Origin of the sequence: Streptomyces sp. NPDC015130 (genome assembly GCF_043080005.1) — a bacterium.
GTDB lineage: Bacteria > Actinomycetota > Actinomycetes > Streptomycetales > Streptomycetaceae > Streptomyces.
Genome location: NZ_JBIBVC010000007.1, coordinates 65,996 through 82,487, shown reverse-complemented (window position 1 = coordinate 82,487; position 16,492 = coordinate 65,996). Strand labels below are relative to the sequence as shown.

The 16,492-nt window shown below is 73.1% G+C and carries 13 protein-coding genes; 8 read left to right on the top strand and 5 right to left on the bottom strand.

Translation table 11 applies throughout. The annotated features are described in order from the left end of the window. The first annotated feature begins 205 nt into the window (after positions 1-205). From ACF08F_RS16510 to ACF08F_RS16500, 3 genes are all read left to right on the top strand, one after another. Positions 206-1,669: a hypothetical protein gene (locus ACF08F_RS16510; protein ID WP_392299190.1), complete on the top strand. Its 1,464-nt coding sequence runs from the start codon at positions 206-208 to the stop codon at positions 1,667-1,669. Positions 1,670-1,792: 123 nt separating this feature from the next. After that, complete coding sequence (locus ACF08F_RS16505) at positions 1,793-2,626, top strand: TIGR04222 domain-containing membrane protein (RefSeq protein ID WP_392299189.1); 834 nt, start codon at positions 1,793-1,795, stop codon at positions 2,624-2,626. A 19-nt stretch (positions 2,627-2,645) separates the two neighbouring features. Then, positions 2,646-3,161: a GNAT family N-acetyltransferase gene (locus ACF08F_RS16500; RefSeq protein WP_392299188.1), complete on the top strand. Its 516-nt coding sequence runs from the start codon at positions 2,646-2,648 to the stop codon at positions 3,159-3,161. A 44-nt stretch (positions 3,162-3,205) separates the two neighbouring features. Here the strand turns inward: ACF08F_RS16500 and ACF08F_RS16495 are convergent, their stop codons facing one another. Together ACF08F_RS16495 and ACF08F_RS16490 are read right to left on the bottom strand one after the other, a co-directional pair. After that, positions 3,206-4,804 (bottom strand): AMP-binding protein, encoded by a 1,599-nt coding sequence (locus ACF08F_RS16495; protein WP_392299187.1) that lies wholly within the window; start codon positions 4,802-4,804, stop codon positions 3,206-3,208. After that, positions 4,801-6,486 (bottom strand): AMP-binding protein, encoded by a 1,686-nt coding sequence (locus tag ACF08F_RS16490; protein WP_392299186.1) that lies wholly within the window; start codon positions 6,484-6,486, stop codon positions 4,801-4,803. Before ACF08F_RS16490 ends, ACF08F_RS16495 begins: the two co-directional genes overlap by 4 nt. Positions 6,487-6,602: 116 nt before the next feature. On the opposite strand from ACF08F_RS16490, the gene ACF08F_RS16485 reads away from it, so the two are divergent. After that, complete coding sequence (locus ACF08F_RS16485; protein ID WP_392299185.1) at positions 6,603-7,433, top strand: LuxR C-terminal-related transcriptional regulator; 831 nt, start codon at positions 6,603-6,605, stop codon at positions 7,431-7,433. A 30-nt stretch (positions 7,434-7,463) separates the two neighbouring features. On the opposite strand, the gene ACF08F_RS16480 is transcribed toward ACF08F_RS16485, so the two are convergent. Next, positions 7,464-8,615 carry a winged helix DNA-binding domain-containing protein gene (locus ACF08F_RS16480; protein ID WP_392299184.1) on the bottom strand — a complete coding sequence of 384 codons (1,152 nt, stop codon included), beginning with the start codon at positions 8,613-8,615 and terminating at the stop codon, positions 7,464-7,466. Between the two features lie 176 nt (positions 8,616-8,791). On the opposite strand from ACF08F_RS16480, the gene ACF08F_RS16475 reads away from it, so the two are divergent. The 3 genes from ACF08F_RS16475 to ACF08F_RS16465 all read left to right on the top strand — a co-directional run bounded on the left by ACF08F_RS16475 (position 8,792) and on the right by ACF08F_RS16465 (position 12,232). After that, positions 8,792-9,898: a magnesium and cobalt transport protein CorA gene (locus ACF08F_RS16475; RefSeq protein WP_392299183.1), complete on the top strand. Its 1,107-nt coding sequence runs from the start codon at positions 8,792-8,794 to the stop codon at positions 9,896-9,898. A gap of 137 nt (positions 9,899-10,035) precedes the next feature. Continuing rightward, positions 10,036-10,845 carry a hypothetical protein gene (locus ACF08F_RS16470; protein ID WP_392299182.1) on the top strand — a complete coding sequence of 270 codons (810 nt, stop codon included), beginning with the start codon at positions 10,036-10,038 and terminating at the stop codon, positions 10,843-10,845. 112 nt (positions 10,846-10,957) lie between these two features. Continuing rightward, a complete protein-coding gene (locus ACF08F_RS16465; protein ID WP_392299181.1) occupies positions 10,958-12,232 on the top strand; it encodes an MFS transporter in 1,275 nt (424 codons plus the stop codon). A gap of 42 nt (positions 12,233-12,274) precedes the next feature. Here the strand turns inward: ACF08F_RS16465 and ACF08F_RS16460 are convergent, their stop codons facing one another. Beyond that, positions 12,275-12,928 (bottom strand): TetR/AcrR family transcriptional regulator, encoded by a 654-nt coding sequence (locus ACF08F_RS16460; protein ID WP_392299180.1) that lies wholly within the window; start codon positions 12,926-12,928, stop codon positions 12,275-12,277. A 174-nt stretch (positions 12,929-13,102) separates the two neighbouring features. Between ACF08F_RS16460 and ACF08F_RS16455 the strand changes: the two genes are divergently transcribed. After that, on the top strand, positions 13,103-14,839 hold the full coding sequence (locus ACF08F_RS16455; protein WP_392299179.1) for an amidase: 1,737 nt from the start codon (positions 13,103-13,105) through the stop codon (positions 14,837-14,839). A gap of 96 nt (positions 14,840-14,935) precedes the next feature. Here ACF08F_RS16455 and ACF08F_RS16450 read toward each other — a convergent pair whose 3' ends face one another. Then, entirely contained in the window at positions 14,936-16,438 is a 1,503-nt protein-coding gene (locus ACF08F_RS16450) for a flavin-containing monooxygenase (protein WP_392299178.1), read from the bottom strand. Positions 16,439-16,492 lie beyond the last annotated feature (54 nt).

Genomic DNA, 16,492 nt, shown 5'->3' with positions numbered 1-16,492 from the left:
GCAGGCGCACCCGGCTGTTCGACGAACCCGGGAGGCCTGTTTCCGTAATGCGGAAATACTGTTCTGCTATACGGAAGCAATGTAGGTCGGCTCGCGGAGAACCGTCAAGAGAGGTCCGGCCCGCGGAATCGGCGAAGTGGCCGAACTCCTCCCCCGAGGTGGCCGATGGGTGGACGATGGGACCGAACGACAGGGGGTAGGGGTTGTGGCTGAGTCGGTACCGGTGCGCTGCCCGGAGTGCCAGCGGACGCAGGCGTACGCGGCGCCTGTCTTCCCCTGCGCGTGCGGAAGCCCGGTCGCGCCGCCGGTGACGGCCGGCGCGACGGCGGAACCGATCACGCACCGGAACTGGACGGACGAGTGGGTCACCGTCCGCTGCGGCGCCTGCGGCCGCGAGGACGACTGGCCCCACCCGGAGCTCGGCTGCGCCTGCGGCACGGTCCTCCGGGTCCCGGTCCGGTCGGTGGACGCGGAGCCCGGTACGGAGCCCGGAGCGGGCGGCGGGGCGGAGGACTCGCGGGCCGTCGGTGGCCGGGGCCACGCCCCGGCGCGGACGCCCGCCCCGCAGTACCCGCCCGCCCCACGGCCCCCGCTGACCCCGCCCGACCCGGAGGGGCTCTTCACCGGCCGCACCGGCCGGCCGTCCGGGCACGGGGGCACGGCGGGAGGGCCCGACCGCTCAGGACCGCCCTCCGGGACGGCCTGGGGTACGACTCCGCAGGCCGACCCCCGGGGCGGCCCCGGTACGGCCCCCCGCGACCCGGGCGGCCCCGGGCTCGCGCCGCCGCCGGCCACGGCCGGCACCTTCGGCGGCGACCGGCCCGACGCGGCACCCGTCCGCCCCGGCACGAGCGGACTCGACACGGGGGGACCCGGCGCGGGCGGACCCGGCGCGGGCGGACCCGGCGCGGACACGTTCGGTACGGGTGGACCCGGGGCGGACGGACCCGGCGCGGGCGGGTTCGGTGCCGGTGGGCCTGGTGAGGGTGGGGCCGGTGCGGGCGGGCACGGTGCCGGTGGACCCGGATCCGGACCCGGCGCCGGCGAATTCGATGCGAGTGGACCCGGCACGGGCGGACCCGGCGAGGCCGGTACCGGGCCGGGTGGGCCTCGGGCGGTCGAGCCCGGCTCGGAGTGGTTCGGTACGGGCCCCGCCGGGCGGGACGGCCAGGGCTCCGACGCCCTGGACGTGCCGCCCGGGTCCTGCGGGCACCGCACGTTCGCCGAGCGGTACCCCGCGCACATCCCGCTGCCGCCCACGGCCCCGCGCCCGGAGCCGGTGCGCGGCGCCTTCCGGCCGGTGACGATCCGTACCGCCCGGGACGCGGTGGCCGCCGCCGCCGGGTACCTCCGCTGGCTCGGCTTCCGGGACGTGGTCCAGCCCGAGGACCGCCCCGCCTCCGGCGTGGACCTGCGGGCGCCCGGGCTCGTCGCCCAGGTGGACCCGAGCACCCGGCCCGCCGGGCTGCGGGCCGTCGAATGCCTGTGGCTCAACGGCCTGAGCACCCCCAGCACGAGCGTCAGCGTGTTCTTCTCGCTGGCCGGCTACACCCCGGAGGCGCGTGAACGCGCCGCCGAGATAGGCCTCCCTCTCTTCGTCCTCGACCTGACCGGCACCCCGCAGCCCGTCAACCACGCGGCCGACGAACTGGCCGCCGCCGGAGCCTGACCGGGCCACGGGTCGCCCGGTGGCCCGTACACGACGCCTCACCGTCCGATCGTCATCCGAAACCGGCCATTCACGCGTGACGATCACGCTCCCCCGGGCACAACACCCTCGGGGGTGGCGTCAATGACGACGGCAATGTGGTGGTTCATCGGGGTGGCCTGCGCGGAACTGGTGCTCGCCGTCGTGCTGTTGCGAACCCGCAGCCAGGAAAGCGGGGCGTGGACCGCGGACGCCGAGCCGCCGCCGCAGGCCCTCGCGCTGCTGCGGGGCGGGCGCCGGGCGGCCGTCACGGTCGCGCTCGTGGCCCTGCACCAGCGAGGGGCGGTCGCCGCGGGCCGCAAACGTACGATTCGGGCCAACGGCGGACCGGGCCGGACCCGTGACCCCATACAGCTCGGGGTGCACGGCTCGCTGCACCGGGCGCTGGCCCTGCGGGCGCTCGCCCTGCGCCCGGAGGCGCGCCGGGCCGTGGACGCCCTGGGCGGCGAGCTCGGCCGGGCCGGTCTGCTGCGGCCGCCCGCCCGGCTGCGGGCCGCCCGCGTCCTGCTCGTCTGCGTACCGCTGACGGTCGGCACCGGCCTGCTCCTCACCTGGGCACGCCACGGGCACGGCGGAGGGTACGCGGACGGGTACGGCGGCGCCGGCCTCGTCGCGGCCTTCACCGTGCCGCCGGTCCTCGCGGCGACGGTGCTGCTGCTGCGGCTGCGGCCGGTCACACCCGCCGCCCGGGACCTGCTCGACGGCCTGCGGGACCGGCATCCGCTGCCCGCGCACCGGCGCGAGGTGACGGACGGCCGCCTCGTCCAGCTGTACGTGGCGCTGTACGGGGATCCGGCGCTCGCCCTGTTCCTGCCCCGCTTCTCCCGGGACGGCGGGCTGCTCGACCGGCCCGGCGAGGCGGACGAGAACCGGCCTCCTCCGGAGCCGGGCGGGAGGACGGGCCGCACCGCCCTCTGACGCCGCGCCATACTGTCGTATGCGCATCAGAGCGGCCGCTCCGGCCGAACTCCCGCTGCTCCAGGACATCGAACGGGCGGCGGGCGAGCCGTTCCGCACTCTCGGCATGGCGGCGATCGCCGACGACGACCCGCTGCCCCTGGACGTCCTGGAGGCGTACCGCCGCGAGGGCCGGGCCTGGGTCGCGGTGGACCCCGCCGACCGTCCCGTCGCCTATCTGCTCACCGACACCGTCGACGGCTCCGCCCACATCGAGCAGGTGTCGGTGCACCCGGACGCCGCCCGCCGGGGCGTCGGCAAGGAGCTGATCGAGCACCTGGCGGCGGCCGCCAGGGAGCAGGGGCTGACGGCCCTGACCCTGACGACGTTCACCGAGGTCCCGTGGAACGCCCCGTACTACGCCCGGCTCGGCTTCCGCCCGCTCACCGAGTCCGACCCGGCGCTGACGGAGGGGCTGCGTGCGATCAGCCGCGCGGAGGCGGCCCACGGCCTCTCGGTCTGGCCCCGGGTGTGCATGCGCCGAGAGGTCTGCTGACGGTCCGCCGAAGGGCCGCGGACCGGCCTGACCGGCCGGCCCGGTCACCCCGTCCCGTACCGATCCCGCAGCTCCACCTTCCGCACCTTGCCGCTGACCGTCATCGGGAACTCGGAGAGGATCTCCACCCGGCGCGGGATCTTGTAGTGGGCGAGCCGGTCGCGGCAGAAGGCGGTGATCTCCTCCAGGCCGGGCGGGTCGGCCGGGTCGCGGGGGATCACACAGGCCAGGATCTCCTCGCCGTACCGCACGTCGGGCACGCCGACGACCTGGACGTCGGCGATCTTGGCGTGCCCGTAGAGGAACTCCTCGATCTCGCGGGGGTACACGTTCTCCCCGCCCCGGATGATCATGTCCTTGATGCGGCCGACGATCTGGACGTAGCCGTCGTCCCGCATCACCGCCAGGTCCCCGGTGTGCATCCAGCGGCCCGCGTCGATCACCTCGGCGGTCTTCTCCGGCTCGTCCCAGTAGCCGAGCATCACGCTGTAGCCGCGGGTGCACAGCTCCCCCGCGGTGCCCCGCTCCACGGTCAGCCCGGTCGCCGGGTCGACGATCTTGACCTCGACGTGCGGCAGGACCCGGCCGACCGTGCCGGTGCGACGGTCCAGGTCGTCGTCGCGGCGGGTCTGGGTGGAGACGGGCGAGGTCTCGGTCATGCCGTAACAGATCGACACCTCCGCCATGTTCATCTCGGCGACGACCCGTTTCATCACCTCCACCGGGCACGGCGATCCGGCCATGATGCCGGTGCGGAGGGAGGAGAGGTCGTACTCGGCGAAGTCGGGCAGGCCCAGCTCGGCGATGAACATCGTCGGCACCCCGTACAGCGAGGTGCAGCGCTCCTCCTGCACGGCCCTGAGGGTGGCGGCGGGCTCGAAGGACGGCGCCGGGATCACCATGCAGGCGCCGTGCGAAGTGGCCGCCAGATTGGCCATCACCATGCCGAAACAGTGATAAAAGGGAACGGGGATGCAGATCCTGTCCTGCTCGGTGTAGGCGATCATCTCCCCGACGAAATAACCGTTGTTGAGGATGTTGTGGTGCGAGAGGGTGGCCCCCTTCGGGAAGCCCGTGGTCCCCGAGGTGTACTGGATGTTGACCGGCTCGTCGCAGGAGAGCGGCTCGGGCCGCAGACCTCCCGCCGTACGGGCGAGGAAGACGTCCCAGCCGGGGTCTCCGAAGTGCACGACCTCCCTCAACTCCGGGCAGTCCTCCCGCACTTCCTCGACCATGGCGCGGTAGTCGCTCGTCTTGTGGGCGAGCGAGGCGAAGAGCAGGGAGATGCCCGCCTGGTTGAGCACGTACGCCAACTCGTGCGAGCGGTAAGCAGGGTTGATGGTGACCATGACCGCACCGATGCGGGCGGTGGCGTACTGGACGAGGACCCACTCGGCACAGTTCACCGCCCAGATCCCGACCCGGTCGCCCTTCCGGACGCCGCTGCCCAGCAGCGCCCCGGCCAACCGGTCGACGTCGGCGCCGAATTGCGCGTACGTCCAGCGCCGCCCACCGGGGACGTCGACGAGCGCCTCGCGGTCGGGCCAGGTGGCGACGGCCCGGTCGAGGTTGGCGCCGACGGTGTCGCCGAGGAGCGGGGTGCCGGACAGCCCGTGGGCGTAGGAGAGTTCCGTCGTCGTCATGCGAGGTCCCCTTCCGTGTACTCCTTGCCGCCGCCCTCGGCGGTGAGCCGGCGCAGTTCGACCCGGCGGATCTTGCCGGAGACGGTCTTGGGCAGCTCGGCGAACTCGATGCGCCGGATCCGCTTGTACGGGGCGAGGACCGCGCGCGAGTGGCCGAAGAGGACCCGCGCCGTCTCCTCGCCCGGCTCCCAGCCGGCCGCGAGCACGACGTACGCCTTGGGGACGGCCAGCCGGAGCGGGTCGGGGGCGGGGACGACGGCCGCCTCGGCGACGGCCTCGTGCTCCAGGAGCGCGCTCTCCAGCTCGAAGGGGCTGATCTTGTAGTCGGAGGCCTTGAAGACGTCGTCGGCGCGCCCGATGTACGTGATGTACCCGTCGGCGTCTTGCGAGCCGATGTCGCCGGTGCGGTAGTAGCCGCCCGCCATCGCCTCGGCCGTACGCTCCGGGTCGCCGTGGTAGCCGGTCATCAGACCCACCGGGTTCGCGGACAGGTCGAGACAGATCTCGCCCTCCTCCACGCCCGCCCGGCCGGTCACGGGATCGACGAGGGTGACGCGGAAGCCGGGGCTCGGGCGGCCCATGGAGCCCTCCTTGAGCCGCTGGCCGGGGCTGTTGGAGACCTGCACGGCGGTCTCCGTCTGGCCGAAGCCGTCCCGGATGGTGACGCCCCAGGCGCGCCGCACCGACTCGATGACCTCGGGGTTGAGGGGTTCGCCGGCGGCGACGACCTCACGCGGCGGGGCCTTGAGCCGGCCCAGGTCGGACTGGATCAGCATCCGCCACACCGTCGGCGGGGCGCAGAAGCTGGTGACCCCGTTCCGGTCCATCTCGCTCATCAGCCGGGCCGGGTCGAAGCGCGTGTAGTTGTGGATGAAGACGGTCGCCTCCGCGTTCCACGGCGCGAAGAGGTTGGACCAGGCGTGCTTGGCCCAGCCGGGCGAGGAGATGTTGAGGTGCACGTCGCCGGGCTTGAGCCCGATCCAGTACATCGTCGCGAGGTGGCCGATGGGGTACGAGGTGTGGGTCTGCTCGACGAGCTTCGGCCGGGCCGTCGTGCCGGAGGTGAAGTACAGCATCAGCGTGTCCTCGGCGAAGGTCACGCCGTCGGGCTCGAAGTCGGCGGACTCCTGGGCGGCGTGCTCGTAGCCGAGCCAGGTCACCCCGTCCCCGCCGATCGCGATGCGGGTGTAGTCGCCGGGCACGTCGTCGAACTTGGCGGTGTCCTCGGAGCGGACGAGGACATGGCGGGCGCGGCCCCGCTCGACGCGGTCGCGGAGGTCGGCGGGGCCGAGGAGGGGGGTGGCGGGGATGACGACGGCGCGCAGCTTCATCGCGGCGAGCATCGTCTCCCACAGCTCGGCCTGGTTGCCGAGCATGACGATGATCCGGTCCCCGGCGCGGACGCCCTGGGCGCGCAGCCAGTTGGCGACGCGGTTCGAGCGGGCGGACATCTCGGCGAAGCTCAGCCTCGTCTCGGAGCCGTCCTCCTCGACGATGTGCAGGGCGGTCCTGTCGTTGCCGGCGGCGATGACGTCGAACCAGTCGAGCGCCCAGTTGAAACGGTCGGGCCGGGGCCAGGCGAAGCCCTCGTACGCCGTCTCGTAGTCCTCGCGATGGTGGAGCAGGAAGTCCCGGGCGGCCCGGAACCTCTCCGTCGCGCTGGTCGCGCTCGCATCCGTCATGTGTCCTCCTCGTTGCGGGACCGGTCCCGGACATCGTGTAATCGGTGACCCAGGTCTCACTACCCCCGTTCGGGGGTGAACCAGGCACCTTGCCGACGGACAGCGGGGAGAGAACGGTGCGCGAGCACGTCGAATCGGTGGAGCTGCGCGGCGCGCTGCTGCGGCTGCGCCGCACCACCGGTCTCCCGGTGGTCTTCGGGGGGCTGTTCCAGGACGGCCGGGCGCTGCGGATCGCCGAGCTGAGCGGGGCGGTGACCCCGGCGCTGCGCGGGCTCGCGATCTCGGCCGGCTCGGGACTCGGCGGCAAGTGCCTGGCCCTGTCGCGGCCGTGCGCCGTGACCGACTACCCGTCGGCGCGGCACATCACCCACGAGTACGACGTGCCGGTCTCCGCGGAGGGGCTGCGGTCGGTGGTGGCGGTGCCGGTCGTGGTCCGCCGGAAGGTGCGCGGGGTGCTGTACGGGGCGCTGCGCGACGCGCTGCCGATCGGTGAGCGGGTCTTCGACGCGGCGGTGGCGGCGGCCCGGGACGTCGAGCAGGCGCTCGCGGTACGGGACGAGGTCCAGCGGCTGCTGGTCCCGCCGCCCTCGGCGCCGTCCTGGGAGGAGGTGCGGCAGGCGTACGGGGAGCTGCGGGCGCTGGCACCCCGGGTCGAGGACGCGGAGCTGCGGAATCGGCTGCTCGCGGTGTGCGGACGTCTGGAGGCGGCGTCCGGCACGGGGACGGCGGTCCCGGGGCAGTCCGCGCCGGCGGTGCCGCTGACCCCGCGCGAGACGGACGTCCTGGCGGCGGTGGCCTCGGGGGCGACGAACGCGGTGGCGGCGGAGCGGCTCGGGCTGCGGCCGGAGACGGTGAAGGGCTACCTGCGTTCGGCGATGCGGAAGCTCGGGGCGCACACCCGCCTGGAGGCGGTGGTGGCGGCCCGCCGGGCGGGGGCGCTGCCGTGACCGGCGGCGGGGGCGGCGTCCCGCGGGGCGTCACGCCGCCGTCTCGCGCGGTTCCTTGTGGACGATGTCGTACGGGGTGCCCGGCGGCGTCATGATCCGGAGGGTCCGCTCGGCCTCGGCGGCGAGTTCGGCGCGCTGGGCGCGCGTCACGCGCGCGAAGGGCTCGACGGTGAGGGTGGTGGTGCCGTCCTCGGCCTCGTCGAGGCGCCAGAGCCCGGCGAGGAGGCCGTCGAGGAGGAACACGGAGAAGGCCCGGTTGCCCTGCCAGGTGCGGGAGCGGATCTCGGGGGTGACGACCCGGGTGCGGTCGGCGTGCGACAGGAGCAGGTTGTCGAACTCGGGCAGGAACCGGGGCGGGGCGGGGGTGTCCTCGTCGGGGCGGGGCGCGTCGGGCACGTCGAAGAGCTCGGTGCCGCGCTCGTCCTGGAAGACGAGGAGGCCGGGCCGGAGGCGTTCGAAGGCCTCGCCGAGCCGGGTCAGGCCGCACCAGGTCTGCATGTCCTTGACGGAGGCGGGCCCGAAGGCGCGCAGATAGCGCAGCACGGTCGCGTCGAGCTCACCACGCCCCGCAGCCGCCTGGCTGTGAACGGTGTCCCCGAACCACTCGTCGACGGTGGTGAGGGCGACCTGCCCGCCGCGTCCCCAGAGACCGCGCGGGGTGACCTGGACAAGGGGCAGCAGGCAGCGGGCGGCGAGGGAGAGGGACTGCGGGTCGGCGTGCGGCCACTCCTTGAGGAGCTCCTCGCGGAGCTGCTTGGGGGTGCGGGGCCGTTCCTCGACGAGGTCGCGGGAGAGGGCGGCGAGCCGCTCCAGGTCGACGCCGTCGAGGCCCTTGCGGCCGACGAAGACGGCGAGCTCCCGGTCGATGGCCCCGGGCTGCACGAGCCGGCGCAGGGCGACGGCGTCCTCGGCGGTGTGGGTGTGGACGGTGGAGCGCATGGTGACGATGCGGGCGACGGCGCGGGACTCCATGAGGCCGGACAGCTGCTCGGGCCGGAAGCCGTCGAGGCGGGCGGCGAGCGCGTAGTACGGGGGCTTGGTGTTCTGTGCCTGGAGGCCGAGGAGGTGCGCCACGGCCTCCTCGGCACCGAGCGGGGCGCGACGGAGGAGGAGCTGACGGTCGAGGGTGGCGCGGTTGAGCGCGCGGCGGCTGAGGACCGGGTGCTTCGTCGTGGAGGCCATACGAGGAAGCTACTGGCCTTTGCGGACAGATCCTTTCCGCAATCCCGAGCCCGACGACCGAAAGCCATGACACACCCGAGATCGCACCACCGGATACCATCCCCAAAGACACTGATAGCACCGAAAACCCCCAGTCACCCAATAATCCCCCGAATCCCTCCGAAAGGTGAAGGCCGGTGCCCGACCGTCGTCCCCGCGCGGCCTGGCGCCGCCGTCCGGAACCACAGCCCGAGCCCGCGTCGACGCCGCACCCCGCCGACCGGCCGAGCGTGGTGCAGGCGAGCGTCTACCGCGACGGCCGGCGGGTCTCCTCCCCCGCCACGCTCGCGGACACGTTCCGCCGGCTGCGCGAGCACCCGGACGGCATGGCGTGGATCGGCCTGCAGCGCCCGACGGAGGAGGAACTGCACTCCCTGGCAGCGGAGTTCGACCTGCACGAACTGGCGGTGGAGGACGCCCTCGAAGCCCACCAGCGCCCCAAGCTGGAGCGGTACGGCGAGACGCTCTTCGTGGTCCTGCGCGCGGCCCGCTACCTCGACGCCCAGGAGGAGGTCGAGTTCGGCGAGCTGCACATCTTCGTGGGCCCGGACTTCCTCATCACGGTCCGCCACGGCGCGGCCCCGGACCTCTCCACGGTCCGCCACCGCATGGAGGGGAACCCGGACCTCCTCTCCCTCGGCCCCGAAGCGGTCCTGTACGCGATCCTCGACGCGGTGGTCGACGGCTACGCCCCGGTGGTGGCGGGCGTCCAGAACGACATCGACGAGATCGAGACGGAGGTCTTCGGCGGCGACCCGGCGGTCTCCCGCCGCATCTACGAACTCTCCCGCGAGATGGTCGAGTTCCAGCGCGCCACCCGCCCCCTGGTGGGCATGCTCCACGGCCTGATGGCGGGCTTCGCCAAGTACGGCACGGACGAGGAACTCCAGCGCTACCTCCGCGACGTCGCCGACCACGTCACCCACACCAGCGAACGCGTCGACGGCTTCCGCCAGGCCCTGACGGACATCCTCACGGTCAACGCCACCCTCGTCACCCAACAACAGAACGCCGAGATGCGCACACTGGCGGAAGCCGGCTTCGAACAGAACGAGGAGATCAAGAAGATCTCCTCCTGGGCCGCCATCCTCTTCGCCCCCACCCTGGTCGGCACGATCTACGGCATGAACTTCGACAACATGCCGGAGCTGCACTGGGCGGGCGGCTACCCGTTCGCGGTGCTGCTGATGGCCGTGGTGTGCACCGGCCTGTACGTGGTCTTCAAGAAGAAGGACTGGCTGTAGGGGTCACTCGTACCGGTACTTCAACGGGTGCCGTCATGGAATTCCACCCTTCCGGGAATACCCCGGGGGGGTATATGGTTGTGATCAACGTCCAGCGCGGACGACGCCACGGCGGATCACATCCGGGGAGACATGCCATGAACAACCACAGCGGTCACAACGGTCACAGCGGTCACGGAGACCACGGCGGAGGGCGGCCCGGCGGGCTGGCGGTCTCGGCGGACGGCTACACCCTCGAAGTCGACTCCACGATCCTCACCGCCGGCCGGCGGCAGCACGTCGGATTCAGGGTGACCGGCCCCGACGGGCGGCCGGTGACCGAGTTCGTCGCCGAACACGAGAAGGACCTGCACTTCATCGCCGTCCGGCGGGACACGTCCGGGTTCCAGCACGTGCACCCGATGCGGGACGAGAAGGGCGACTGGAGCACCGAGCTGGACCTGGAACCCGGGGACTGGCGGTTCTTCACCGACATCCACCCGGTCGGCCACGACGGGACCCTGACCCTGGGGATCGACGTCGCGGTCGCCGGACCGTACGCCCCGCGCCCGCTCCCCGAGGCCACCCGTACCGCGCGGACCGGCGAGTACACCGTCGCCCTCGACGGCGCGCTCGTGCCCGGCGAGGCGAGCGAGCTGACCCTCACCGTCAGCCGGAACGACCGGCCCGTCACCGACCTGGAGCCCTACCTGGCCGCCTACGGACACCTCGTGGCCCTGCGCGTCGGCGACCTGGGCTACCTCCACGTCCACCCGGAGGGCCACCCCGGCGACGGCGCCACCGCGCCCGGGCCCGGGATCAGCTTCATGGCGGTCGCGCCCTCGGCCGGCACCTACCGCCTCTACCTGGACTTCCAGCACGACGGCGTCGTCCGGACGGCCGAGTTCACGGTGCACACCACCGAGGCCGCACCGGCGCACGGCGACCACCACCACGGGCACCACTGACCCGCCCGACGGAGAGCGACACCCATGCCTGAGAACCCCCCGCCTGTACCCGCGGGGCGCGGCCCCCGCCACGGGACCACGCCCCGCCGCACGGACACGGAAGGACCCCGCCATGCGACTGTTCGGCATCCGCGACTACCGCCACCTGTTCGGCGCCCAGGTCATCGCCCTGTTCGGGACCGGGCTGACCACGGTGGCCCTCGGCCTCCTCGCCTACGACCTCGCCGGCCCGCGCGCCGGCGCGGTGCTCAGCACGGCCCTGACCATCAAGATGGTCATGTACGTGGCCATCGCACCCCTGGCCGCCGCGTACGTCGACCGGCTCCCCAGAAGAACCTTCCTCTTCCTCCTCGACGCGATCCGCGGCGCGGTGGTCCTGGCCCTGCCCCTGGTCACCGAGGTCTGGCACATCTACCTGCTGATCGGCCTGCTCCAGGCCGCCTCCGCGGCGTTCACCCCGACGTTCCAGGCCGTGATCCCCGACATCGTCACCGACGAGGCCGACTACACGCGCGCCCTGTCCGCCTCCCAGGTCGCCTCCACCATGGAGAGCCTGCTCAGCCCCGTACTGGCGGCCGTCGCCCTGACGTTCCTGAGCTTCGACCGACTGTTCCTGGGCACCTCCGCGGGATTCCTGCTCTCCGCCGCGCTCGTCCTGTCGACCCGTATCCCCGAAGCCCGCCCCAGCGGCCGCACCGGAACGTGGGACAGGGCGGCGGCCGGGATCAGGACGTTCCTCGGGACGCCACGGCTGCGCGGCGTCATGGCGCTCAACCTCGTGGTCGCGGCGGCCGGATCGATCGTCGTCGTGAACACCGTCAACCACGTCCGTGACGAACTCGGCGGTACGCAGTCGGACGTCGCCTGGATGCTCGCAGCCTCCGGCACCGGCACCCTCCTGGCCGCCCTCGTACTGCCCCGCGTCCTCGACCGGGTCGCCGCCCGCACCGTCATGACGACCGGCGCCGGGGTCCTCGCCGGCAGCACGGTCGCCGCCGTCGTGCTCACCGCGACCGGTCTGCTCACCTGGACCGGCACGGCGATCCTCTGGAGCGTGATCGGGGTCGGCATGGCCCTGGTCATCACACCGACCGGCAAGGTCCTGCGCGCCTCCGTGGCGCGGAACGCGATCCCCGAGGCGTTCGCGGCCCAGTTCTCCCTGTCGCACCTGGCCTGGCTGATCACCTATCCCGTCGCGGGATGGCTCGGCACCGCCGCCGGTTTCACCCTCACCTGGTCCGTCCTCGCGGTCCTCGCCGGGGCGGGGACGGTCGGCGCCCTCCTCCTGTGGCCGCGCCACGACGGACGGCGGACCCCGGCGGGCGTCATGGCGCCCACCCGGCACACGCACAACGGGGACCGGTCCACCCTGGCCAAGGCCGCGTGAGGTTCCGCGCCCGGCGCGGAACCTCAGCGGCCTCCGCCGGTGTCAGCGCTGATCGGCGGGGCGCAGTTCGCGTTCGAGGGCGGCCAGGGCGAACGCGTGGGGGGAGGTGTGCTGCCAGCGGGACCGGCCGAACATCACGTCCTCGGAGAGCCCGCTCAGCATCGCCACGGCCCGGACGGTGAACTCGTCGAGGTCCACGGCGGCGAAGTGTCCCCGCTCCCTGCCCTCGCGGAGGATGGCCTCCAGGCGCTCGTCCCAGCCGTCCAGCAGCTCGGTGAGGATCTTCCGCCCCGCTTCGTCGTGGCGCTGGGCCAGTACCTGCGTCCACAGTGCGTAGCGTTCGTCGCCCTGGTGACTGGGCAGGTAGAAGCGGACGAACAGGTCCAGCTTCTCGGCAGGCGACGCGGCCTGGTCGGCGGCCTGCTGGAACCGGGTCCAGAGGTCCGCCTGGCTCCAGGCGAGGACCTCCAGCAGGAGCCGGTCCTTCTTCCCGAAGTGGTAGAGGATGTGCCCGGTGCTCATCCCGGCCCGCGCGGCGATGTCCGACATCCGCAGGGCCGCGGTGCCCTTCTCCGCGATGACGCTGACCGCCGCCCGCATGGCCCGCTCCCGCGCCTCGTCCCCGCTGGGCTGACGCTTCCTGTCGATCGGGACCCGGGCCGTGGGCCGCGCGGGCCCGGTCTCTGACGTCGACATGAGCTCACCTTCGGTTCCGGGATTCCAGACCTCAAGTCTAGGTTTCGGGAATCTAGAGCGCTACTCTAGACTGAAGATCTAGTCAGTGCGATGGGGTGTGTGACGACCGGCTGTCCGCGGTCGCCCCGAAGGCCAGCGGCCCGCCTGCCCGACCCACCCCCAGGAGAGACCCACATGACGCGCGGATTCGATGTCGTGGAGACCTGTATCGCCGACCTGCGCGCAGCGCTGGAGAAGGGCGAGACGACCTCGGTCGAGCTGCTCGACGCCTACCTCGCGCGGATCGACGCCTACGACCGGCCCGGTACGGCCACCGCCCTGAACGCGATGGTCGTGATGAACCCGCGCGCCCGGGCGGAGGCGGAGGCCTCCGACGCCCGCCGCGCCCGCGGCGAGACGCTGGGCCCGCTGGACGGCATCCCCTACACCGCCAAGGACAGCTACCTCGCCGAGGGGCTCACGGCCGCGTCCGGCTCCCCCGCCTTCGAGCACCTCGTCGCCCAGCGCGACGCCTTCGCCGTCGAGCGCCTGCGCGCGGGCGGCGCGGTCCTCATCGGCCTGACCAACATGCCGCCGATGGCCAACGGCGGCATGCAGCGCGGCGTGTACGGCCGCGCGGAGAGCCCGTACAGCGCCGACTGGCTGACCAGCGCGTACGGCTCCGGCTCCTCCAACGGCTCCGGCACGGCGACGGCGGCGTCCTTCGGCGCCTTCGGCCTCGGGGAGGAGACCTGGTCCTCCGGCCGCGCCCCCGCCTCGAACAACGCGCTGTGCGCCTACACCCCCAGCCGCGGTGTGATCTCGGTCCGCGGCAACTGGCCGCTCGTACCGACCATGGACGTCGTGGTCCCGCACACCCGCACCATGGCCGACCTGCTCGAACTGCTCGACGTCGTCGTCGCCGACGACCCGCACACGCGCGGGGACCTCTGGCGCGCACAGCCGTGGGTGGAGCTGCCCGCCGCTTCGCAGGTCCGCCCCGCCTCCTACCCGGCCCTCGCCCCGGCCGACGCCGGAGCCGCGTCCGCCGCGCTCGCCGGCAAGCGCGTCGGCGTGCCCCGGATGTACATCAACGCCGACCCCGCCGCCGGTACGAACCCCGACGGAGGCATCGGCGGCCAGACCGGGCAGCCCGTCGACACCCGCCCCTCGGTGATCGCCCTGTGGGAAGCCGCCCGCCGCGACCTGGAGGCCGCCGGCGCCGAGGTGGTCGAGGTCGACTTCCCCGTGGTGTCGAACTACGAGTCCGACCGTCCCGGAGCGCCCTCGCTGCTCACCCGCGGACTGGTCAGCCGCGAGTACCTCGCCTTCGAGATCGAGGACCTGTCCGCCTGGGCCTGGGACGACTTCCTGCGGGCCAACGGCGACCCGGCGCTCTCCTCCCTGGCCGACGTCGACGGCGCCCGCATCTGGCCCAAGCGGGAGGGCGAGCTGCCCGACCGGTACGAGGGCTTCGACGACACGATCGGCGACTACCCGCGATTCGTGCGCGAGCGCCCGTACGCGTCCCTCACCGACATGCCGCTCCTGGAGCAGGGGCTGCGCGGCCTCGAGGAGACGCGCCGCGTCGACCTGGAGCTGTGGATGGACGGCCTGGGCCTGGACGCGGTGGTCTTCCCCGCTGTGGCCGACGTGGGCCCCGCGGACATGGACGTCGACGTGGCCTCCGCCGACCTCGGCTGGCGCAACGGCGTCTGGGTCGCCAACGGCAACCTGGTCCCCCGCCACCTCGGCATCCCGACCGTGACCGTGCCCATGGGCACCATGACGGACACCGGCATGCCCGTCGGACTGACCTTCGCGGGCCGCGCCTACGACGACAACGCCCTGCTGTCCCTCGCGGCGGCCTTCGAGAAGACCGGCACCCGGCGCACGGAGCCGCAGCGCACGCCGCGCCTGTCGGCGGAGTGACCTGACGGCGGAGCGACCTGGCGGTCGTGACCGCGACGAAGGGCGGACCTCCCGAGCCCGACGGGAGGTCCGCCCTTCGTCACGCCGTCCCGCCCGTCACACCGTCGCCCCCGTCCGGGCCGTGGCCCGGGAGAAGACCAGTTCCGGGTCGGCGATGCTGCCGGAGCCCAGCAGCCCGACGTCGTCGTGGTAGTTCATCGAGGTCAGCCACGGTGTCCGGTCCCCCTGCCGGGGCAGCGAGTCGACGCCACGCCGGACGTAGCCGGCGCCGAAGTCGAGGAACGGACGGGTCGCCATCCCGGGGTCCGCCGGCTCGGGCCGGCAGCTGTCGTGGCCGTGGGCGTCCAGATGGGCCAGGAGTCGGCAGAAGTACCGGCTCAGCAGGTCGATCTTCAGGGTCCAGGAGGAATTGGTGTAGCCGATGGCGAAGGCGAAGTTCGGCACGCCCGAGAGCATCACGCCCTTGTACGCGAGGGTGTCCGAGGGCCGCACCTCGCGGCCGTCGACGGTGAGGCGGAGGCCGCCGAACGCCTGCAGGTTCAGCCCGGTGGCGGTGACGACGACGTCCGCCGCCAGCTCCCGGCCGGACTCCAGGAGGACACCCCGTTCGGTGAACGTGGTGATCCGGTCGGTGACCACCGAGGCCCGGCCCTCGCGGATCGCCCGGAACAGATCGCCGTCGGGGACGGCGCACAGCCGCTGGTCCCACGGGTCGTACGGCGGGTTGAAGTGCTCGTCGACGGGATAACCGGCGGGAAGCTGACGGGTGTTGACCCAGCGGATCACGCGTCGCGCCGTCTTCGGGAACCGCCGGCAGAAGCCCCAGCCGAGGCGCTGCCGGGTGATGTTCTTGCGCCGGGACAGGGCGTGTCCGCGCCGCCCGCCGAGGTACTTCTTGAGCGCGTCGGCGACCACGTCGGTGCGCGCGATCGGCATGACGTAGGTCGGCGTGCGCTGCAGCATGGTCACGTGCGCGGCGGTCCCGGCCATCGCCGGGACGAGCGTGACCGCGGTCGCCCCGCTGCCGATCACCACGACGCGCTTGCCGGCGTGGTCCAGCTCCTCCGGCCAGTGCTGCGGGTGCACGACGGGCCCCGCGAACCGGTCCAGGCCCTCGAAGCGGGGCGTGAAGCCCTCGTCGTAGCGGTAGTAGCCCCCGGCGCAGAAGAGCCAGCCGCAGGTCAGCGTGGTGCGCTCGCCCGTGTCGGTGCGCTCGACGTCGACGGTCCAGCGCGCCTCGTCGGTCGACCAGGACGCACCGAGCACCTTGTGGTGGTACCGGATGTGCGCGTCGATGCCGTTCTCGGCGGCGGTCTGCCGCAGGTAGTCGAGGATCCGGGGCCCGTCGGCGATGGACTGCTCGCCGCGCCAGGGCTTGAACGCGTATCCGAAGGTGTGCAGGTCCGAGTCGGACCGGATGCCCGGGTAGCGGAACAGGTCCCAGGTCCCGCCGGACGCCTGGCGTGCCTCGAGGATCGCGAAGCTCTTCGACGGGAGCTCGGTCCTCAGGTAGCGCGCGGCGCCGATGCCCGAGAGCCCGGCTCCGACGACGAGGACGTCGAGGTGCTCGGCGGCGGACCTGGCGGGGGACGGGGACACGGGCGGCTCCGGGCGGTGTCGAGGGGCGGGCGCGTCCGTGCTGCGGGCGCCGCC